This is a genomic window from Sphingomonas sp. CFBP 13706 (assembly GCF_014842355.1).
Lineage (GTDB): Bacteria > Pseudomonadota > Alphaproteobacteria > Sphingomonadales > Sphingomonadaceae > Sphingomonas > Sphingomonas aerolata.
The window spans coordinates 178,658-198,615 of sequence record NZ_JACYVM010000006.1 but is presented as its reverse complement, the minus strand read 5'-3'; the positions used below and the strand labels follow the sequence as shown (position 1 = coordinate 198,615).

Annotated in this window: 21 protein-coding genes, 1 tRNA gene and 1 pseudogene; 22 read left to right on the top strand and 1 reads right to left on the bottom strand. The window is 67.5% G+C overall.

The genetic code is table 11. The features are described from left to right. Positions 1-2: 2 nt before the first annotated feature. From IFS44_RS13400 to IFS44_RS22915, 5 genes and pseudogenes are all read left to right on the top strand, one after another. The gene (locus tag IFS44_RS13400) at positions 3-245 is read left to right on the top strand and encodes a ribbon-helix-helix domain-containing protein (protein ID WP_192098803.1); all 243 of its coding nucleotides are present in this window, start codon (positions 3-5) and stop codon (positions 243-245) included. A 74-nt stretch (positions 246-319) separates the two neighbouring features. Continuing rightward, positions 320-2,827, top strand: a complete 2,508-nt coding sequence (locus IFS44_RS13395; protein WP_192098802.1) for a TonB-dependent receptor — start codon at positions 320-322, stop codon at positions 2,825-2,827. An 8-nt stretch (positions 2,828-2,835) separates the two neighbouring features. Then, the gene (locus IFS44_RS22275; protein ID WP_192098801.1) at positions 2,836-3,582 is read left to right on the top strand and encodes an SEL1-like repeat protein; all 747 of its coding nucleotides are present in this window, start codon (positions 2,836-2,838) and stop codon (positions 3,580-3,582) included. Continuing rightward, positions 3,576-4,259: a Fe2+-dependent dioxygenase gene (locus IFS44_RS22270; protein ID WP_192098800.1), complete on the top strand. Its 684-nt coding sequence runs from the start codon at positions 3,576-3,578 to the stop codon at positions 4,257-4,259. The genes IFS44_RS22275 and IFS44_RS22270 overlap by 7 nt, the downstream gene beginning before the upstream one ends. After that, positions 4,252-4,656, top strand: a pseudogene (locus IFS44_RS22915) (DUF922 domain-containing protein); the annotation flags it as partial. The gene IFS44_RS22270 and the pseudogene IFS44_RS22915, both read left to right, overlap by 8 nt. Before the next feature lie 127 nt (positions 4,657-4,783). On the opposite strand, the gene IFS44_RS13375 reads toward IFS44_RS22915, so the two are convergent. Next, on the bottom strand, positions 4,784-5,308 hold the full coding sequence (locus tag IFS44_RS13375) for a J domain-containing protein (protein WP_081877806.1): 525 nt from the start codon (positions 5,306-5,308) through the stop codon (positions 4,784-4,786). A 122-nt stretch (positions 5,309-5,430) separates the two neighbouring features. On the opposite strand from IFS44_RS13375, the gene IFS44_RS13370 reads away from it, so the two are divergent. The 17 genes from IFS44_RS13370 to IFS44_RS13290 all read left to right on the top strand — a co-directional run bounded on the left by IFS44_RS13370 (position 5,431) and on the right by IFS44_RS13290 (position 19,401). Beyond that, positions 5,431-5,718: a BolA family protein gene (locus tag IFS44_RS13370; RefSeq protein ID WP_031396501.1), complete on the top strand. Its 288-nt coding sequence runs from the start codon at positions 5,431-5,433 to the stop codon at positions 5,716-5,718. Further along, entirely contained in the window at positions 5,718-6,425 is a 708-nt protein-coding gene (locus IFS44_RS13365) for a glutathione S-transferase (protein WP_192098798.1), read from the top strand. Before IFS44_RS13370 ends, IFS44_RS13365 begins: the two co-directional genes overlap by 1 nt. A 202-nt stretch (positions 6,426-6,627) precedes the next feature. Then, positions 6,628-7,014: an NUDIX hydrolase gene (locus tag IFS44_RS13360; protein WP_244650304.1), complete on the top strand. Its 387-nt coding sequence runs from the start codon at positions 6,628-6,630 to the stop codon at positions 7,012-7,014. Beyond that, positions 7,004-7,903: a pirin family protein gene (locus tag IFS44_RS13355; protein ID WP_192098796.1), complete on the top strand. Its 900-nt coding sequence runs from the start codon at positions 7,004-7,006 to the stop codon at positions 7,901-7,903. The genes IFS44_RS13360 and IFS44_RS13355 overlap by 11 nt, the downstream gene beginning before the upstream one ends. Positions 7,904-8,050: 147 nt before the next feature. Then, entirely contained in the window at positions 8,051-8,926 is an 876-nt protein-coding gene (locus IFS44_RS13350; protein ID WP_192098795.1) for an alpha/beta fold hydrolase, read from the top strand. Between the two features lie 148 nt (positions 8,927-9,074). Next, positions 9,075-9,554, top strand: a complete 480-nt coding sequence (locus IFS44_RS13345) for an RcnB family protein (protein WP_192098794.1) — start codon at positions 9,075-9,077, stop codon at positions 9,552-9,554. A gap of 98 nt (positions 9,555-9,652) precedes the next feature. Then, positions 9,653-10,318 carry an ATP phosphoribosyltransferase gene (hisG, locus tag IFS44_RS13340; RefSeq protein WP_166747068.1) on the top strand — a complete coding sequence of 222 codons (666 nt, stop codon included), beginning with the start codon at positions 9,653-9,655 and terminating at the stop codon, positions 10,316-10,318. Further along, complete coding sequence (gene hisD / locus IFS44_RS13335; protein ID WP_192098793.1) at positions 10,315-11,610, top strand: histidinol dehydrogenase; 1,296 nt, start codon at positions 10,315-10,317, stop codon at positions 11,608-11,610. The genes hisG and hisD overlap by 4 nt, the downstream gene beginning before the upstream one ends. Positions 11,611-11,822: 212 nt before the next feature. Further along, positions 11,823-12,278, top strand: a complete 456-nt coding sequence (gene nusB, locus IFS44_RS13330; protein ID WP_031396492.1) for a transcription antitermination factor NusB — start codon at positions 11,823-11,825, stop codon at positions 12,276-12,278. Positions 12,279-12,386: 108 nt separating this feature from the next. Then, positions 12,387-13,274 carry a thiamine-phosphate kinase gene (thiL, locus tag IFS44_RS13325; RefSeq protein ID WP_166747070.1) on the top strand — a complete coding sequence of 296 codons (888 nt, stop codon included), beginning with the start codon at positions 12,387-12,389 and terminating at the stop codon, positions 13,272-13,274. 96 nt (positions 13,275-13,370) lie between these two features. After that, positions 13,371-15,527 carry a sodium-translocating pyrophosphatase gene (locus tag IFS44_RS13320; RefSeq protein ID WP_192098792.1) on the top strand — a complete coding sequence of 719 codons (2,157 nt, stop codon included), beginning with the start codon at positions 13,371-13,373 and terminating at the stop codon, positions 15,525-15,527. A gap of 175 nt (positions 15,528-15,702) precedes the next feature. Then, positions 15,703-17,160 carry a DNA-methyltransferase gene (locus tag IFS44_RS13315; RefSeq protein ID WP_192098791.1) on the top strand — a complete coding sequence of 486 codons (1,458 nt, stop codon included), beginning with the start codon at positions 15,703-15,705 and terminating at the stop codon, positions 17,158-17,160. Positions 17,161-17,316: 156 nt separating this feature from the next. Further along, a complete protein-coding gene (gene infA, locus IFS44_RS13310; protein WP_031441079.1) occupies positions 17,317-17,535 on the top strand; it encodes a translation initiation factor IF-1 in 219 nt (72 codons plus the stop codon). Positions 17,536-17,580: 45 nt separating this feature from the next. Beyond that, positions 17,581-18,150: a Maf family protein gene (locus IFS44_RS13305; RefSeq protein ID WP_166747194.1), complete on the top strand. Its 570-nt coding sequence runs from the start codon at positions 17,581-17,583 to the stop codon at positions 18,148-18,150. Further along, positions 18,143-19,099 carry a ribonuclease gene (locus tag IFS44_RS13300; protein ID WP_192098790.1) on the top strand — a complete coding sequence of 319 codons (957 nt, stop codon included), beginning with the start codon at positions 18,143-18,145 and terminating at the stop codon, positions 19,097-19,099. Before IFS44_RS13305 ends, IFS44_RS13300 begins: the two co-directional genes overlap by 8 nt. Continuing rightward, entirely contained in the window at positions 19,099-19,272 is a 174-nt protein-coding gene (locus tag IFS44_RS13295) for a DNA gyrase inhibitor YacG (RefSeq protein ID WP_192098789.1), read from the top strand. Before IFS44_RS13300 ends, IFS44_RS13295 begins: the two co-directional genes overlap by 1 nt. Before the next feature lie 53 nt (positions 19,273-19,325). Further along, positions 19,326-19,401 (top strand) — tRNA-Phe (locus IFS44_RS13290). The last annotated feature ends 557 nt before the right edge of the window (positions 19,402-19,958 follow it).

Sequence of the window (19,958 nt, the reverse complement as noted above, 5' to 3'; positions counted from 1 at the left end):
ACGTGATCGCCCCCCCGCGCGGCGGGTTTGCAGGCCCCGTGAAGCGGTCGATCACGATCGCCGGTCACCAGACGTCGATCAGCCTCGAACCGATCTTCTGGCAGGCGCTCGAGCGCGAGGCGGTCCGGCTCGGCCTGCCCTTGTCGGCGCTGGTCGCCGAGATCGACGCGCTGCGCATCGTCGCGGACGTGCCCCCGAACCTTGCCAGTGCCTTGCGCAGCTGGTTGTTCGACAAGTCGACTTGAGAACCAGTCGCATTAGCATTGACAGTGCGAACGACTCTCAATAGCGATACTCCAAGAGCAAAAGGGTTTTCACTATGTCGACTGTTTCGCCGCGGGGCGTCGCGCCGCGTCCTGCCACGATGCCCGCCTTCCTGGCCCTGTCCTGCATCGGTGCCTTCACGACCGCGCCGGCGTTCGCCGCCGATGCCGACCGGACGACGGCAACGCCCAAGGCCACCCCGACGGACACGGCCGACGTGCAGCACCGCGACGAGATCCTGGTCAACGGCCACCGCGAACGCGACGCCGGCCCGAAACAGGTCGCGCCGCTGGTCGATACCCCGCGCTCGATCATCGTCCTGCCCAAGGAGGTGATCGAACAGACCGGATCGAACAGCCTCGCGGATGCGCTGCGCACCGTGCCCGGCATCACCTTCGGCGCCGCGGAGGGTGGCAATCCGATCGGCGACCGCCCCTTCATCCGCGGGTTCGACAGCCAGGGCAGCATCTTCGTCGACGGTGTCCGCGACCTCGCCTCGCAGACGCGCGAGGTGTTCGCGGTGGAGTCAGTCCAGATCGTCCGCGGGTCCGATTCGACGCTCGGCGGCCGCGGCTCGGCGGGCGGCACGATCAACATCCTGTCGCGTCTGCCCGTGCTCGACACGTTCGGATCACTCAGCGGCAGCTATGGCGAGGCGGACTATAAGCGCGTCACCGGCGACGTGAACCTCAAGATCTCCGACACCGCGGCGTTCCGGATCCAGGGCATGTGGCACGACCAGGACGTCGCGGGCCGCGATGCGATCTGGCAGAAGCGCTGGGGCATCGCGCCCTCTGTCGCGATCGGGCTCGGCACGCCGACCCGGCTGACCGCGAGCTTCTATCACATGGAAAGCAGCGAACTGCCCGACAGCGGCATCCCCTATCTCTACACGATCAACAATCACCCCGGCACCGGCAGCGTCACGACACGGCCCGCGCTCGGTACCGTGACGACCGCGGGCGGCCAGACCGGCTTTGTCTCCCGGAAAAACTTCTACGGGCTGGCGGCGCGCGACTTCCGCGACGCCGACACCAACCAGGCGACGATCCGCGTCGAGCATGATTTCGGCGGCATCACGCTGCGCAACACCGCGCGCTACACGCACAGCACGCAAAGCTTCATCTTCACCCTCCCCGACGACAGCCAGGGCAATGTCTATGGCACCACCGCGACCAATACGGGCGCGAACGTGACCAATGGCGGCTATGTCTGGACGCGCGGCAACACGCGCTACGGCTATAGCGAGAGCATCGTCGACCAGACCGACCTGTACGGCAAATTCAATACCGGCGGCATCGAGCACAGCTTCTCGCTCGGCACCGAGCTTTCGTGGGAAAAGACGCGGCGCGGCACGTTCGTGTCGGCGAACGGCTCGACGATCTCGCCACGCTGCAACACGGCAACGATCGCGCGCTCCTATTGCGTCAGCCTGTTCGATCCGGATCCCTATGCGCCCTGGGTCAATTACGCGAGCGACACGTCGACGACGCAGACTCCGATCGCACGGGGCGCGCTGTCCACCGAAACGCAGAACGACGCCAATACCAAGGCGGTCTACGCGTTCGATTCGATCACGCTGATCCCGGCACTGATCCTGAACCTGGGTGCGCGTTACGACCGGTTCGAATCGACGATTACGCTGCCGGGCGCAACGCAGACGAAGCTCACGCGCGTCGACAACCTCTTCAACTGGCAAGCAGGGCTCGTCTTCAAGCCGACGCCCGAGACCAGCCTCTATGCGAGCTACGCGACCGCCGCGACGCCGCCGAACAGCCTGCTCGGCGAAGGCCGCGAGGATAACGCGATCACCGTCGCAGTGCTCGGGCTGTTGAAGCCGCAAAAGACCAAGTCATACGAGGTCGGCGCCAAGGCGAGCCTGTTCGCCGAGAAGCTGCAGCTCGGCGCGGCGGTGTTCCAGACGGAGATTTCCAACGCGCGCGTGCTCGACGACACGAACACCGCATCGTTCATCGGCGAGACACGGATCCGCGGGTTCGAGTTCAACGTCAGCGGGACGATCCTGCCCGGCTGGACGGTGTTCGGCGGGTTCACGCATCTCGATCCGAAGATCATCGACGGCGGCTTCACGACGCTGACCGCGCCGGCGATCTCCACGACAGCGAACGGCGTGACGACCGTCATCCAGCCCGCCCGCACCATCGGCGTCGTGTCGGTAAACACCGGCAAGCAGGTGCCGCAGACCGCGAAGAACAGCTTCACCGCGACGACCAATATCGACGTGACGAAGCGGCTGCAGATCGGCGGCACCGCGCTGTACATGGACGAACAGATCGGCGGCTATGCCGACAATCGCGCCGCGCGACAGACTGCGGCGGGCGTCGTCACGGTAACCCCCGCGACAAAGGTCCTCACCCGCAGCACGCCCGGTTACTGGCGGTTCGATGCGCGGGCCAGCTACAAGCTGACCGACATGATCGACCTCAGCGTCAACGCGCAGAACCTGACCAACAACACCTATTTCTCGCAGACCTATGCCAGCCACTATGCCACGCTCGCCGCGGGCCGTACGGTGTTCGGCACGGTCAACCTGCGGTTCTGAGGGCCAGAGTGACGGCGCTAGACACACTTTCGCCCGACGCCATCGCCGCGCGCCTCTCCGGCAGTCCGGAGGAGCGCGCGGCGTTCGTGCGCGAGGCGGCAGACGCCGGCGTGGCGGAGGCACAGGCGGTGTACGGGCAGATGCTGCTCGACGGGACCGGCGTCGCGGCCGATCCGGCTGCCGCCCTGGCCTGGTTCATCAGGGCGGCGGCGCAGCATCACGTGATGGCACTGAACATGGTCGGGCGCTGCTACGATATCGGCTGGGGGACGCCGGTCGACAAGGCGCGCGCGGCCGAATGCTACCGGGTCGCGGCTGCGCGTGGGCTCGACTGGGCGATGTACAATTACGCGACGCTGCTGGCGCTGGGCGACGGCGTGCCCGAGGACAGGCCGGCCGCGCTCGCCCTGCTGGGGAAGGTTGCCGCGATGAACACAGGGCTTGCCAGCGCGAAGGCGATCAACTTCGTCGGCAGCTTCGCCGAGGATGGCTGGGCCTGCCCCCGCGACCTCGCGCGTGCCGCGGCCTGCTATGCCCGCGCGGCAGAGGGCGGCGATTTCCGCGGCTGTTTCAACCATGCGCGGATGCTCGGTGCGGCGGGCGAGATCGACGCCGCGCTCGGCTGGCTCGAACAGGCCGGCGCGCGGGGCAACGCCGCGTTTGTGACGAAGGCGCAGGCGTTTCTCGCGGCCAGCGACATCGCGGCGTTCCGCACGCGCGGCGTCGCGGCGTTGCGGGAGGGCGCGCAGTGCTGATCGCGATTCCGGACGTGCTCGATTCCGCCGGCGTCGCGCGGGTCCGTACGTTGATCGACACGGCCGAGTGGGTCGACGGCAACGCGACCTCGGGCACGCAAAGCGCGCTCGCCAAGCGCAACGAACAATTGCCCGAGGAGTCCGCCGCGGCGAAGGACGCCGGTGGCATGATCCTCGACGCGCTGGGGCAGTCGGCGCTGTTCATCGCCGCCGCGCTGCCGCTGAAGGTCTTCCCGCCGCTGTTCAACCGCTATGCCGGCGGGCAGGATTTCGGGCTGCACGTCGACACCGCGATCCGTATCCGCCGCGGCAGCGATTTCCGGATCCGCAGCGACCTGTCGGCGACCCTCTTTCTCGAGGACCCCGCCGACTATGACGGCGGCGAGCTGGTGATCGAGGATCAGTTCGGGCCGCAATCGGTCAAGCTGCCCGCCGGGCACATGGTCGTCTATCCCGCCTCCAGCCTGCACCGGGTGACGCCGGTGACGCGCGGCGTGCGGACCGCCTCGTTCTTCTGGCTTCAGTCGATGGTCCGCGACGACGGCGCGCGCCGGATCCTGTTTGATCTCGATCAGGGCGTGCAGGCGGTTGCCGCGGCGCAAGGGGTGGGCGACCCGGCGACGATCAGGCTGACCGGCGTCTATCACAATCTGCTCCGTCGCTGGGCCGATGCGTGACCACGCCCTGCCGATCCGGCCCCTCGTCGCGCTGCTCGCGATCGCGGCGATCACCGGCCAGTCGAGCGCGCAGGCTAACGCCGCGTTTGCCGGAATACCGGACGTGACGATCGATTATTACCCGGTCGATGGCGGCGATGCGATGGCGGTCCGCCGCGCAATCGACGCCGCCCGGCCGACCGATGCGCATGACGGCCGCCGGGTCGATGCGCTGAGCAGCTGGGACCTGCGCTGGTCCTGGCCGCGAACCAGACACGGCGGCTGCGATCTTGCGGCGGCGACGATCCGCTACAAGGCAACGGTGCGCATGCCGCAACTCGCCGCGACCGCCCGGCTGACCGCCGCCGAGCGCGCGGATTGGGACCGCTACGTCGCGGCGCTCGCCCGGCACGAGGCGNCCTGCCGGACCGCGGACGCTGCCGCACGGGCAGCACTGGCCGGGCTCGACGCCTATCATGTCGCCTATGACCGCGAGACGGCGCATGGCACCAAGGAGGGGGCAAGCTTCCCCGCCTCCTGACCCGTCAGGCGAACGCCGCGGCACCCTTCAGATGCTGATAGGCGGCGATGACCTTCTGCAACTCCGATTCATGCGCCCGGTCCCCGCCATTGCGGTCGGGATGATAGCGCCGCACCAGTTCGCTATAGCGTTTGCGCAGCGCGGTGCGATCGGTGTCGGTCCCCAGCCCCAGCACGCGCAGCGACCGCCGCTCGCCATCGGACAGCACGCGACCATCCTTGCGCGCAGCCGCCATCCGCTCGCCGAACCGCGCGCCGATCGCATCGATCGGGTCGGCAAAGTCCGCCCATTTGGGCGGCGTGTCGCCGCCGCCATGCGCAAAGGCCCGCGTCTCGCGTTCCCATCCCGCCATCGGCCGCTGCGCATGGTGGATCTCGTCCGCGGTCATCCCGTCGAAATAATTATAGCCTGCGTTGAATGCGCGGACATGCTCGAGGCAGAACCAGCGGAACTGCGGCGGCCCGCCATCGCTCGGCCCCTCGAGCGGTGGCGCACGGAATTCGCCGGGTTCGGCGCAGCCCGGCCACATGCACACACGTCCGCTGCCCTCCACGCGCCCGTGGAAACGGGGGCTGGGCCGGTCCTTGCGCTCTTTTCTCGCGTCTTGCGTCACCGGCTCCCCGTCTATCCAAAACGGGCTATATAGGTCGGATGACAGACCTCGCCACCGGCTCCGTACAGGACCAGATCACCGCGCGCCTCACCGCCGCGCTCGCCCCGACCCATCTGACCGTCGTCAACGAGAGCGCACTGCATGCCGGACATATGGGGGACGACGGCACCGGCGAGACGCATTTTCGTGTCGAGGTGGAAGCACCGGCGTTCCAAGGGCTTAACCGCGTCGCCCGGCAACGCCTGGTGAACCACGCGCTCGCCGAACTGCTCAGCACGCAGATCCATGCGCTTGCGATCAAGGCGCGTGCGCCTGGAGAGGCATGATGGCCTATACGCTCTGGTACTGGCCCGGCCTCCAAGGCCGCGGCGAATTCGTCCGGCTCGCGCTCGAGGGCGGCGAGATTCCCTATACGGATGCGGCGCACGATCGCGGCGCCGAGGCGCTGATGGCCGATCTGAACGACCGCACCGGCCGCACGCCCTTCGCCCCGCCCTATCTCGAACTCAATGGTCTGGTGATCGCACAGGTCGCCAACATCCTGATGTATCTGGGCGAACGCCACGACCTCGCGCCGTCGAACATGGCCGATCGGCTGTGGCTCAACCAGCTCCAGCTGACGTTCGCCGATCTCGTCGCGGAGGTCCACAACGTCCACCACCCGGTCGCGATGATGGACTATTACGCCGACCAGAAGCCCGAGGCCGCGCGCGCCGCGAAGCAGTTCCGCGAGGAAAGGCTCCCCAAATTCCTCGGTCACTTCGAGGATGCGGCACAGGCCAATCCGGGCGAATGGCTGATCGACCATCGCTGGACCTATGCCGACACCTCGCTGTTCCAGATCGTCGAGGGGCTTCGTTACATGTTTCCGCAGCGGATGCGCACGCTCGAACCCGATTATCCCAACCTGGCCCGCATCCGCGACCAGGTCGCCGAGATTCCCGCGATCAGGGCCTATCTGAACAGCGACCGGCGGATCGCGTTCAACACCGACGGCATCTTCCGCCACTATCCCGAACTCGACGCCGCATGAGCCTTGGTCGCTTCCCGACATCCAACACCTCCCCGCCGAAGGCCGGGGTCCAGTTGGGGGACAGGCATAACGATGGGCAGCCCTTCGCCATATCGACCTTTCCAACTGGACCCCGGCCTTCGCCGGGGAGGTGCATCGGGCTGTGAGAACCCCCCGCCCCGCCGCGCGCATCTTGCTCGTCGACGCGCAGGACCGCGTGCTGATGTTCCGCTTCACCCCCGACGATCGCCCGCCGCTCTGGTGCACGCCGGGCGGCGCGGTCGATCCGGGCGAGAGCTATGCCGCCGCCGCCCGCCGCGAGCTTTGGGAAGAGGTCGGGCTCGATATGGATTGCGGCCCCGAGGTCGCACGCCGCGTCGTCGACTTCCGCACCTTCGAAGGCGTCGAGGTGACCGCCGACGAACGCTATTTCCGCGTCGACGTCGATACGTGCGACGTCGCGGCGGGCGGGCTCACCGATCAGGAGCGCAAGCTGCTCGTCGGTCACCGCTGGTTTTCCCGAAACGACATCGCGGCCCATGACGAAGTCCTCTATCCAGCGGACCTCGTCGAACTCCTCGACGCCACGGAGACACGCCATGCTGGATGATTTCGTCCTCCAGACCATCCTGCCCTCGACGCATGATCTGGGCGGCTTCAAGGTCCACCGCACCTTGCCGAACAAGGACCGGACGATGGTCGGCCCGTTCCTGTTCTTCGACCAGATGGGCCCCGCGCATCTCGAGGTCGGTACGGGCATCGACGTGCGCCCGCACCCGCACATCAACCTGTCGACCGTCACCTATCTGTTCGACGGCGCGATCGACCACCGCGATTCGCTCGGCACGAAGGCACGGATCGAGCCCGGCGCGGTCAATCTGATGACCGCGGGTCACGGCATCGTCCATTCCGAACGCTCGCCCGGTGACGAGCGCGCCGGCGGGCCCAACCTGTCGGGTATCCAGACCTGGCTGGCGCTGCCCGAGGCGGTCGAGGAGATCGATCCCGCCTTCGAACACGTCACCAAGGCGCAGCTGCCGGTGATCGAGGCGCACGGCGCGCGCTCGCGGATCATCATGGGGAGTCTCTGGGGCCAGAGCGCGCCGACCACGACCTATTCGGGCACGATCTACGCCGACATCGCGCTCGATCCCGGCGCGAGCGTGCCGATCGACGCGGCCGCGGAGGAGCGCGCGGTCTATCTCGCCATGGGCGAGGCGACGTTGGAGGGCGTGAAGCTCGAGCCGCAGGTGCTCTACGTGCTGCGCCCCGGGATCGCGGCAACGCTGCGATCGGCGAGCGGCGGGCGGGCGATGCTGTGCGGCGGCGACGCGTTCATAACGCCGCGCCACGTGTGGTGGAACTTCGTCAGCTCGAACCGCGACCGGATCGAACAGGCGAAACGCGACTGGAATGCGGGCAATTTTCCGAAGGTCCCCGGCGACGAGAAGGAACGGATCGAGATCCCGGCGATACCCAAGACGGTCAGCTACCCCTGACCCGCAGATAGATCCTCCCCCGCCAGGGGGAGGATCGCAAAATGGATCCGGCCCTTGTCCCGCCCTGCGCGGTACCGCACACTCCCCCTATCAGTGCAGACCATATCGACCCCCGGCCAGATCCGGGGCACCACGCGGGAGAGAGACATGACCGAGCTGAAGAGCCTCCGACTATCCACCGGCGTCGACCTCGACGTCGCGATCAGCGGCGATCCGGCGCATCCGCCCGTCATCCTCCTCCACGGCTTTCCCGAATCGCACCGCACCTGGCGCCACATCGCCCCCGACCTCGCGCGCGACCATTATGTCATCGCCCCCGACCAGCGCGGCTATGCGCGCTCGTCGAAGCCCGAGGGCGTCGCCAATTACACCCCCGACAAGATCGTCGCCGATCTGCTCGCGCTCGCCGATCAGCTCAAGATCGACCGCTTCACGCTGGTCGGGCATGACTGGGGCGGCGCGGTCGCCTGGATGGCCGCGCTCCAGCATCCCGACCGGATCGAACGGCTGGTGATCGTCAACGCGCCCCACCCGCTCGTCTTCCAGCGAACGATCTTCGACGACCCCGAACAGCGCAAGGCGAGCCAGTATATCCGCCGCTTCCGCGACACGAGTATCGACCAGGGCCTCACCGGCACGGGCCTCGAGAAATTCCTCGGCTCGACCTTCGCGCATCACGTGACGCAGGCGATCGCGGGCAAGGACAAGGCCGCCTATCTCGACGAATGGTCACAGCCCGGCGCGATGACCGCGATGCTCAACTGGTACCGCGCCAGCGCGATCGTCGTCCCCGCGATGGACGAGACCCCGCCCCGCCCCGCCTTTCTCGACGCGCCCTTCCCGCCGATGAAGATGCCGGTCCTGGTGATCTGGGGCATGCGCGACACCGCGCTGCTGCCGAGCCAGCTCGACCTCGCCGACTATGTCCCCGAGCTGACGATCGAAAAGGTCGACGCGGGCCATTTCGTCTCCTGGGAAAAACCCGACGCGGTGATCGCCGCAATGCGCCGCTGGGGGATTTGACTCCCCCTTTGTCAGGATGACGGCAGTGGAGGACGCCTGACCGCCACCTGTCTGAATCCTGACCAGCACATTCTGAAACCGTTCAGCGGCCGGGGAGCAAATCTCCTGTCATGCCGTTTGATACGGCGTCGAAGACAGGAGAGCAGTCATGCGTAAGTTGATCCTCGCGGCCGTAGCCGCCGCCACCTTGGTTCCCACGTTCGCCACCGCGCAGAGCTATGGCGAAGTGCGCCGCAGCGACCGCGAAGTGCGTCAGAGCCAGCGCGAACTTCAGCAGGCGCGCCGCTACGGCGACCGCGGCGACGTCCGCGAAGCCCGCCGCGAGCTGCGCGAAGACCGTCAGGAGCGCCGCGAGGACTGGCGCGACTATCGCCGCAGCCACGCGAACGTCTATCGCCGCCCCGCCTATGTCGGCCCGCGCGGCTATCGTTATCGCCCGATCAATGTCGGCCACCGGTTCGCGCCGCAATATTATGGCCGCAACTACTGGATCAACGACTACCAGACCTATCGCCTGCCGCGCCCGGGCTTCGGCTATCAGCGCTGGGTCCGCTATGGCCGCGACGTCGTCCTGGTCGACACGCGCAACGGTCGCGTCGCACAGGTCAACAACGGCTTCTTCTACTAAGCCGCCACGACGGCCCGGGAGCGATCCCGGGCCGTATTGTTGTGGCGATCGGGGCGATCCGGTTGCACCCTCCCCAGCCCGATCGTAAAGCCCGGCGCGTGCCAGACTCCCAGATCATCATCGCCGTCCCGAAGGGACGTATCCTCGCCGAGGCTTTGCCGCTGCTCGCCCGCGCCGGCATCCATCCCGAAGCGGCGTTTTCGGACGAAGACAGCCGCGCGCTCCGCTTCGCGACCAACGACCCCGACATCTCGCTGATCCGCGTCCGCGCGTTCGATGTCGCCACCTTCGTCGCGCACGGCGCGGCGCAGCTCGGCATCGTCGGCTCGGACGTGATCGCGGAATTCGGCTATTCCGAACTCTATGCCCCGGTCGATCTCGGCATCGGTTATTGCCGCCTGTCGGTCGCCGAGCCCACCGCAATGGCGGCGAAGGACGATCCGCGCGGCTGGAGCCATGTCCGCGTCGCGACCAAATATCCGCACGTCACCGCCGCGCATTTCGCCGCCCGCGGCGTCCAGGCCGAATGCGTGAAGCTGAACGGCGCGATGGAGCTCGCCCCGACGCTCGGCCTCGCGCCGCGCATCGTCGACCTCGTCTCGTCGGGCCGCACGCTCAAGGAAAACGGCCTGGTCGAGGTCGAGCGGATCATGGACGTCACCAGCCGTCTGGTCGTCAACCGCGCCGCGATGAAGACGCGCGCACGGGTGGTGCCGCTGGTCGAGGCGTTCCGCCGCGCCGTCGAGCAGGAGCAGGCCGCATGATCCGCCTTTCCACCACCGACGCCGACTTCGCCGACCGCTTCACCGCGCTCGTCGAGGACCGCCGCGAATCGGACGCAGGCGTCACGCAGGACGTCGCCGCGATCATCGCGTCCGTCCGCCGCAACGGCGAGACCGCGCTGCGCGACCTGACGCAGAAGCACGACCGCCACGACCTCGAAGCGACCGGCTGGCAGATCGACGCCGCCGACTGCAAGGCCGCGTTCGACGCGCTCGAGCCCGAGCTGCGTACCGCGCTCGAACTCGCTGCCGCGCGCATCCGGGCGTATCACGAGAAGCAGCGCCCGCTCGACAGCGACTCGGTCGATTCGGCGGGTGTCCGGCTCGGCGCACGCTGGCTCCCGGTCGATGCGGCGGGCATCTATGTCCCCGGCGGCCGCGCGGCCTATCCCTCGTCGCTGTTGATGAACGCGATCCCCGCCAAGGTCGCAGGCGTCGGTCGTCTCGCCATGGTCACGCCGACGCCGGATGGCCAGATCAACCCGCTCGTTCTCGCCGCCGCGCATCTCGCGGGCGTCGACGAGGTCTGGCGCGTCGGTGGCGCGCAGGCCGTCGCCGCGCTCGCCTATGGCGCCGGCCGCATCGCGCCCGTCGACGTTATCACCGGCCCCGGCAACGCCTGGGTCGCCGAGGCCAAGCGCCAGGTCTACGGCGTCGTCGGCATCGACATGGTCGCAGGGCCCTCCGAAATCGTCGTCGTCGCGGATGCGCTGAACGACCCCGAATGGACCGCCGCCGACCTGCTCAGCCAGGCCGAGCACGATACGACCACCCAGTCGATCCTGTTCACCGACGACGCGGCGTTTGCCGACAAGGTCGCCGACGCGGTCGATCGCCAGCTCAGCGCGCTCGCCACCGAGGCGGTCGCGCGCGTCGCCTGGGATGCGAACGGCGCGATCATCGTCGTCGACACGCTGGCGGACGCGATCCCGCTGGTCGACCGGCTCGCCGCCGAGCATCTCCAGCTCGCCATCCCCGACCCGCAGGGCTTTTTCGACCGCGTCCGCCATGCGGGCTCGGTGTTCCTCGGCCGCTACACCCCCGAGGCGATCGGCGACTACGTCGCGGGTCCGAACCACGTCCTGCCGACCGGCCGCCGCGCGCGGTTCGCCAGCGGGCTGTCGGTGCTCGACTTCATGAAGCGCACCAGCTTCCTCGCGCTCGACGAAGCCGCGCTGCGTGAACTCGGCCCCGCCACCGTCGCACTCGCCAACGCCGAGGGTTTGCCGGCCCACGCAAAATCGGTGGCGCTGCGGCTTCGCCTCAACCACTGATTTTTGTTCGCGCGGAGGCGCGGAGGCGCGGAGATGTTGTATACGGCGCAGCCGCTCCGATCATCACCAGCAGGTGATTGGAGGGCCGCTGCGCGGCAAGGTCGACACCTCCGCGCCTCCGCGCCTCCGCGCGAACCAATCTTCTTCGCTTAGACACGCCCGAAACGCGAAGGGCTGACACGCAGCCCCCCCGCGCGTACAGGCAACCGCTTATGTCCAGAACCGCTCCCCGCACCAAGGCACGCGCCGCCGCGCGACTCGCCGCCGTCCAGGCGACCTACCAGCATGAGATGGAGGGTACCGCGATGCCCGTCCTGCTCAACGAATTCCATCAGCACCGGCTCGGCGCGACGATCGAAGACGTCGAATATGCCGAGGCGGACGTCGATTTCTTCGACGACCTCGTGACCGGTGCGAATGCCCGCAGCGGTGAGATCGATTTGCTGATCGAGGGCAAGCTCGCCAAGGGCTGGACGCTCGCCCGCCTCGACAAGCCGATGAAGGCGATCATCCGCGTCGGCACCTACGAGCTGCTGGCGCGCAAGGACGTGCCCGTCGCCGCGGTGATCAGCGAATATGTCGACGTCGCGCACGCCTTTTACGACAAGCGCGAATCGGGCTTCGTGAACGGCCTGCTCGACGGCATCGCGAAAGAGGTCCGGGCGTAAACTCTCGTCATCCTGGGCTCGACCCAGGACCCAGAGTAACGGCGAACCACGTTCGTGGCTCTGGATCCTGACTTTCGTCAGGATGACGACGCTCTGGTACAGTAGGACATGACCGAAGCCGAGTTCATTGCCGCGCTGCGCCGCCTCCCGCTCCACCCCGCGGCGCGCGGCCTGAACGACGACACCGCGCTGCTCGACGCAGGGCCCCTCGTCGTCACCACCGACACGCTGGTCGAGGGCGTGCATTTCCTCCCCACCGACCCTCCACAGGACGTCGCGTGGAAGCTCGTCGCGACCAACCTGTCCGATCTCGCCGCCAAGGGGGCGGTCCCCGAGGGCATCCTGCTCAACTACCCGCTCGGCGACGACGCATGGGACCGCGCGTTCCTCGAAGGCCTCGCCGACATCCTTACGGCCCATGACACGCGGCTGATCGGCGGCGACACGGTCACCCTCCCCCCGGGAGCACCCCGCATCCTCACCGTCACCGCGTTCGGCAGCGACGCCGCCGCCCCCACCCGCGCCGGCGCGAAGCCGGGGGACGCGCTCTACGTCACCGGCACGATCGGCGATGCCGGCGCAGGACTGGCGATCGCGCTCGGCAGGAATGGCCCGGCCGAACTCCTCGCCGCGTATCGCCGCCCGCAGCCCCGCCTCGCCGACGGCCGCCGCCTCGCCCGCCACGTCCATGCGATGATGGACGTGTCCGACGGGCTGCTCATCGACGCCGCGCGCATGGCGCACGCCAGCGGCCTCGCCGTCGCGATCGATCTTGCCGCCATCCCCCTCTCCGACGCCTATCGCATGGTTTCGGGCGATCGGGTCGCGGCAGCGACCGCAGGCGACGACTATCAGCTGCTGTTCGCCGCGCCCGAAGATTTCGCCACCGATGCCACCCGAATAGGCGCCTTCTTCACGGGATCGGGGCTGGTCCTTCACGATGCCGGCACGCCCGTCCCGCTGCCGCCAAGTCTAGGGTATGAGCACCGCGCCTGACGGTCGCTTGCGCAATACCCCTGCACTGATAGGTTCCTTGGACGGGACTCGGCAAAGCCGAGACCGGGGAGGAACTGAAAAAAGGGATAGTGCCGTATGACGACCGTCTATCTGGCCATGATCTGCGGCGTCATCGCCGTCCTATATGGCTTCGTCACCAGTCGGCAGGTGCTCGCCGCCTCCCCCGGCAACGCGAAGATGCAGGACATCGCCGCCGCCATCCAGGAGGGCGCAAAGGCCTATCTCGGCCGCCAGTACACCACGATCGCGATCGTCGGCGTCATCGTCGCCGTCATCCTGCTCGCCACGCTCGGCATGATCTCGACGATCGGCTTCGTCATCGGCGCGGTGCTGTCGGGGGTCGCGGGCTATGTCGGCATGAACATCTCGGTCCGTGCGAACGTCCGCACCGCAGAGGCCGCGCGCACCTCGCTCCAGGCCGGATTGACCATGGCGTTCCGATCGGGCGCGGTCACCGGCATGCTCGTCGCAGGGCTCGGGCTGCTCGCGATCAGCGCCTTCTTCTGGTACCTGACCGGCCCGGCGGGTCACGCGCCCAACGACCGGATCATCGTCGAGGCACTGACCGCGCTCGCCTTCGGGGCCTCGCTGATCTCGATCTTCGCGCGGCTCGGCGGCGGCATCTTCACCAAGGCGGCCGACGTCGGCGCGGATCTGGTCGGCAAGGTCGAGGCGGGCATTCCCGAAGACGACCCCCGCAACCCCGCGGTTATCGCCGATAATGTCGGCGACAATGTCGGCGACTGCGCGGGCATGGCCGCCGACCTGTTCGAGACGTACGTCGTCACCCTGGGCGTCACGATGATCTCGATCGCGCTGCTGATCCAGGCGAGCGGCGCCGAGCTGATGCGGCTGATGACTCTCCCGCTGCTCGTCGGCGGCGTGTGCATCGTCACCTCGATCATCGGCACCTACATGGTCCGGCTCGGCGGCGGCAGCATCATGGGCGCGCTCTACAAGGGCTTCTTCACCTCGACGATCCTGTCGATCCCTGCCATCTACCTCGCCACGCAATATGTGCTTGGCGACCTCCACCGCGTGATCGGCGGCGCAGGCTATCTCGATCCCGCGACCGACGACCTGACCACCCAGGCCGCGCCGTCGCTGACGCAGAGCTTCACCGGCATGGACCTGTTCTGGTCGATGATGATCGGGCTGGTCGTCACCGGGCTGATCGTGTGGATCACCGAATATTATACCGGCACCAACCACCGCCCGGTCCAGTCGATCGCCAGGGCATCCGAGACCGGCCACGGCACCAACGTCATCCAGGGGCTTGCGATCAGCCTCGAATCGACCGCGCTCCCCACCCTCGTCATCGTCGTCGCGGTGATCGTTGCCTACCAGCTCGCCGGGATCATCGGCATCGCCTTTGCCGCCACCGCGATGCTCGCCCAGGCGGGCATGGTCGTCGCGCTCGACGCGTACGGCCCGGTCACCGACAATGCCGGCGGGATCGCCGAGATGGCGGGTCTGCCCGACGACGTCCGGCAAAAGACCGATGCGCTCGACGCGGTCGGCAACACCACCAAGGCGGTGACCAAGGGCTATGCGATCGGCTCGGCCGGGCTCGCCGCGCTCGTTTTGTTCGGCGCCTATACCACCGACCTCGCGACCTATTTCCCTCAGGTCACGGTCGATTTCAGCCTCAGCAACCCGTACGTCATCGTCGGGCTGCTGCTCGGCGCGCTGCTCCCCTATCTGTTCGGCGCGTTCGGGATGACCGCGGTGGGTCGCGCGGCGGGTGCGGTCGTCGAGGAAGTCCGCGCACAATTCCGCGACAATCCCGGCATCATGCTTGGCACCAGCCGCCCCAATTATGCGCGCACCGTCGATCTCGTGACGAAGGCGGCGATCCGCGAGATGATCGTGCCCTCGCTGCTGCCGGTGCTGTCGCCGATCGCGGTCTATTTCATCATCACCGCGGTCGCCGGCCAGGCCTCGGGCTTCGCCGCGCTCGGCGCGATGCTGCTCGGCGTGATCGTCTCGGGGCTGTTCGTCGCGATCTCGATGACCAGCGGCGGCGGCGCCTGGGACAATGCCAAGAAATATATCGAGGACGGCAATCACGGCGGCAAGGGATCCGAGGCGCACAAGGCCGCGGTGACCGGCGACACCGTCGGCGATCCCTACAAGGACACCGCCGGCCCCGCGGTGAACCCGATGATCAAGATCACCAACATCGTCGCGCTGCTGCTGCTCGCCGCGCTGGCCGGCGGCGGGGTGGGCTGACGCGACGATCCTCCCCCGCAAGGGGGAGGTAGCAGGTGCAGCCTGACGGAGGGGGCGGCACGCGCTGCCCCCTCGGTAACATCCCCCCGCCGATACCGCCGTAACGGACCCGATAGACCGTCCCCGGATGCATCTGGCTTGGACGGACCGGCTTGCGCCTCCGCATCCTGCCCCGATGCGCAACCGCCCCGAGAACCACCTCTTCTATGGCGACAATCTCGCCGTCCTCCGCAAGGAGATCGCCGACGAGAGCGTCGACCTGATCTATCTCGACCCGCCGTTCAATTCGAACGCGACCTACGGCATCCTGTTCAAGGAACCCGACGGCCGCGCCTCGAACGCGCAGATCGAGGCGTTCGAGGACAGCTGGCACTGGAACGACAGCGCAGAGGATGCCTTCGACCAGGTCGCGCGCAGCGGCAACACCAAGGCGTTCGACCTGCTCAACGCGATGCGCGGGTTTCTCGGCGACAATGACATGATGGCCTATCTGGCGATGATGGCGGTCCGGCTGCTCGAACTGCGCCGCGTCCTGAAATCGACCGGCAGCCTCTATCTCCACTGCGACCCGACCGCGAGCCACTATCTGAAACTGTTGCTCGACGCGACGTTCGGAGGAAAGTGCTTCCGCAATGAAATCATCTGGCACTATCGGCGCTGGACTGGAGGCGCACGGCGCTTCCAGCAGCTTCACGATACGATCTTTTTCTACACGAGATCAAATGACTATACGTTCAACACCGCCTACACTCCCTACACCGAGAAATCGCTGAGGCGAAAACAGAACTACCATACGCGTATCAAGGGCGACGACACCTATGTCACCACGATTGATGACCGCGGTGTGCGAGAAAATGATGTCTGGCAGATCCCGCTCTTGAATTTGCAATCGCACGAGCGCTTGGGGTACCCGACCCAAAAGCCGGTTGCCTTGCTCGAGCGCATTATTGCTGCCTCCTCAAACGAGGGCGACGTCGTGCTTGACCCGTTCTGCGGCTGTGGCACCGCAGTCCATGCGGCGCAGAAGCTCGGGCGGCAGTGGATCGGGATCGATGTCACGCACCTCGCCATATCCTTGATCGAGAAGCGGATGAACGACGCCTTCCCTGCCGCCACCTTTACCGTTGAGGGGACGCCCAAGGACCTTGCCTCGGCACGCGATCTCGCTCTGCGCGACAAGTATCAGTTTCAGTGGTGGGCCGTGTCTATGGTCGACGCGCTTCCCTCTGGCGGACGCAAGAAGGGGGCGGATGGCGGGATCGACGGGCTCATCTATTTCAACGATCACGATGTCGCCGCAGGAAAGATGGTCACGCACCGCGCGATCGTCTCGGTCAAGGGCGGGCTCAATCCCGATGTGACGATGGTCGAGACGCTCGCCGCGACGATCGCGCGCGAAAAGGCGCCGATCGGCGTGCTGATCATGAACGCCACGCCCACGCGCGAGATGGAGCGCCGCGCCGCTGCGGTCGGCATCTACCGCGCCGGCGTCGGCGAGACGTTCCCGCGGCTTCAGATCCTCACGCTCGCCGACCTGTTCCAGGGCAAGCGGCCGCGGATCCCCAATGTCGACCGCGCCGCCTTCCGCCGCGCCGCGCGCGAAGCCACGGGCACACAGCCCGGGCTGCTGTGACGCGCCCTTGTTTCGGACGCAGCGAACACCGACATACAGGTCTGACGGGCGCGTATGGGCATAAGGGCCATGCGCGCCTTTCGGGCGTGCTTTCCTTTTTCGCCAAGCTGCGGTAAGGGCGCTCGTCCCGAAATTCCCCCAATTCAGAGATTATATTTGGCCAAGGAAGAACTGCTCGAGATGCGCGGCCGCGTGGTGGAACTCCTCCCCAACGCGATGTTCCGGGTACAGCTCGAAAACGACCACGAGATTCTCGGTCACACCGCCGGCAAGATGCGGAAGAACCGCATCCGCGTGCTGGTCGGCGACGAGGTGCTGTGTGAGCTCACCCCGTATGATCTGACCAAGGGTCGCATCACCTACCGCTTCAAATAAGCGCTGGCCGCGGGTCGTCCGCGGTCGTGCAGCAAGATCGAGGCAATTGTGCTCGTCCTAGCCTCCTCCTCGCCCCGCCGCCGCGACCTGCTTGCGCGGCTCGGCGTCGTGCCGTCGCGCGTGGCGTCCCCCGATATCGATGAAAGCCCGCACCGGGCCGAAGTGCCGCGCGCCTATGCGCTGCGTCTCGCGGTCGAGAAGGCGTGCGCGGTCGATCGCGCGGCGGGTGAGATCGTCATCGCCGGGGACACCACCATCGCGCTCGGCCGCCGCATCCTGCCGCCCGCCGACACGGCCGACATTCAGCGCGACCTGCTCGGCAAATTGTCCGGGCGGCGTCATCACTGCCTGTCCGCGGTCTGCGTGATCGACGCCGCCGGTACCGTCCGCACCCGCCTCGCCGACACGATCGTCGCGTTCAAGCCGCTCTCGAGCGCCGAGATCGACGACTACATCGCGTGCGGCGAAGGGCTCGGCAAGGCGGGCGGCTATGCGATCCAGGGCCGCGCGGAGGCGTTCGTGCGGTTTCTCTCGGGCAGCCATTCGGGGGTCGTGGGACTCCCCCTCTTCGAAACCCGCGCGCTGCTGAAGACCGCCGGCCTCGCGCTTGCCTGAACCCGGTCCCGTCTGGCTCTACGAAGCTGGCATCGGCGAATACCGCGCCGCGCTGGTCGAGAATGACCAGATCGTCGAGGCACTGATCGAGCGCGACGACGTGGCGCTGCGCGTCGGCCATGTCGCGCGCGCGCGCCTCGTCGAGGCGCTGGGCGGCGGGCGCGGCCGCGTCGCGCTCGACGGCGGCGAGGCGCTGGTCAGCCACCTCCCGCCCGGCATCACGCAGGGCGCCAGCCTGACCGTCGAGATCGTCCGCGAGGCACTGCCCGAGGCCGGCCGCGCCAAGCTCGCCAAGGCGAACGCCACCGATCGCCCGCCCTGCGCCGCGCCGACGCTGTACGACCGTCTCGTCGCGACCGGCCTGCCGATCCACGCCCCGCGCGCGCACGAGCCCGATGCACTCGAAGCCGCGGGCTGGTCCGAACTGCTCGACGAGGCGATGAGCGGCGAGATCGTCTTTCCGCTCGGCGCGCTGCGGCTGTCCCCGACGCCGGCGATGACGCTGTTCGATGTCGACGGCGCGCCGCCGCTCGACCCGCTGGCGGTCGCCGCCGCGCACGCCGTCGCGCGCGCGATCCGCCGCCACGGGATCGGCGGCTCGATCGGCGCCGACTTCCCCACCATCGCCGGCAAGGCGCAGCGCAACGCCGTCGCCGCGGCGATCGACGCGACGCTGCCGCCCCCGTTCGAGCGCACCGCGGTCAACGGCTTCGGCTTTCTGCAGATCATCCGCCCGCGCGCCCGCGCCTCGATCCCCGAGATCCTGCGCGCCGATCCGGTCGGCGCCGCCGCCCGCGCGGCGTTGCGCACGCTCGAACGCACCCCGCCGACCGCCCCGCGGCGCCATGCGCTGCCCGCCGCGGTCCATGCCCGCCTCATGGCGCACCCCGACTGGCTGGCGACGCTCGCCCGTCGTACGGGCGTCGTCCACGATCTGGAGAGCCGCTGATGCCCGCCGTGAAATGCCCGATCTGCGGCCAGCCCGCCGTCCCCGACTACGCCCCCTTTTGCTCGAGCCGGCACCGCGACCGCGACCTGCTGCAATGGCTCGGCGAAGGCTATCGCATCCCCCGCCGCGCAATATCGCAAACGGGGCTAGACAGCGGTGAAGAGCCCGACTAAACGCGCCCTTCCGATCGCACGATCGGCCCTTCATCCGATCCCGATCGGACGATGCCCGGATAGCTCAGTTGGTAGAGCATGCGACTGAAAATCGCAGTGTCGGCGGTTCGACCCCGTCTCCGGGCACCATTTTTCTTCTGATATTGTTGGCGCTACTTGACCGCGCCCCTGGGGCAAGCTTATCCTGCCTTTATAGGTATCCGCTCGCAGGTAGCTGCTCCTTTCGCGCAGTTTTATCCGTCTTGCGAGGCTGCTGGGATGGCGTAACGGGAATCGGTTACTCGTACACCGGTAGCACTTCCGGCTCTCCGCCGTGGTTGATACCTGCCTTCAATGGCCACATCGGCCCCGCCTGAGCGGCCCTCTTAAGTAACGGCGTCTGATCGATCACGTGGCGTTTGCGACGGGCGATGCTTGGTCATATGTTGCGAGAGGCAAATTCTCACATGAATCGAGCAGTAGCCTAACGGAGTGAGGCGGAAGAAAGATCCCGTTCGCCGCGCCATCGATGACGAACCTCTACGCTCGACACTGACCGTGAGACCCGCTGCCATCAACAGTGTTGGGCAACACCTCGAATCGCATCGGCCTGCGCCACGCCCTTGGAGTCAACTGTAGGGTCCCCGCCCATTGGTCAATGATGGTGACCGGCGATTCCATGGAGTGGTCGACAAGATCTGACGGAA

Coding starts and splice junctions, on each gene's coding strand:
- IFS44_RS13395 (WP_192098802.1), top strand. CDS start 320: ATGTCGACTGTTTCGCCGCGGGGCGTCGCGCCGCGTCCTGCCACGATG.
- IFS44_RS13375 (WP_081877806.1), bottom strand. CDS start 5,308: ATGTGGCCGGGCTGCGCCGAACCCGGCGAATTCCGTGCGCCACCGCTC.
- IFS44_RS13370 (WP_031396501.1), top strand. CDS start 5,431: ATGACAGACCTCGCCACCGGCTCCGTACAGGACCAGATCACCGCGCGC.
- IFS44_RS13365 (WP_192098798.1), top strand. CDS start 5,718: ATGGCCTATACGCTCTGGTACTGGCCCGGCCTCCAAGGCCGCGGCGAA.
- IFS44_RS13360 (WP_244650304.1), top strand. CDS start 6,628: ATGTTCCGCTTCACCCCCGACGATCGCCCGCCGCTCTGGTGCACGCCG.
- IFS44_RS13355 (WP_192098796.1), top strand. CDS start 7,004: ATGCTGGATGATTTCGTCCTCCAGACCATCCTGCCCTCGACGCATGAT.
- IFS44_RS13350 (WP_192098795.1), top strand. CDS start 8,051: ATGACCGAGCTGAAGAGCCTCCGACTATCCACCGGCGTCGACCTCGAC.
- IFS44_RS13345 (WP_192098794.1), top strand. CDS start 9,075: ATGCGTAAGTTGATCCTCGCGGCCGTAGCCGCCGCCACCTTGGTTCCC.
- hisD (WP_192098793.1), top strand. CDS start 10,315: ATGATCCGCCTTTCCACCACCGACGCCGACTTCGCCGACCGCTTCACC.
- nusB (WP_031396492.1), top strand. CDS start 11,823: ATGTCCAGAACCGCTCCCCGCACCAAGGCACGCGCCGCCGCGCGACTC.
- thiL (WP_166747070.1), top strand. CDS start 12,387: ATGACCGAAGCCGAGTTCATTGCCGCGCTGCGCCGCCTCCCGCTCCAC.
- IFS44_RS13320 (WP_192098792.1), top strand. CDS start 13,371: ATGACGACCGTCTATCTGGCCATGATCTGCGGCGTCATCGCCGTCCTA.
- IFS44_RS13315 (WP_192098791.1), top strand. CDS start 15,703: ATGCGCAACCGCCCCGAGAACCACCTCTTCTATGGCGACAATCTCGCC.
- IFS44_RS13295 (WP_192098789.1), top strand. CDS start 19,099: ATGCCCGCCGTGAAATGCCCGATCTGCGGCCAGCCCGCCGTCCCCGAC.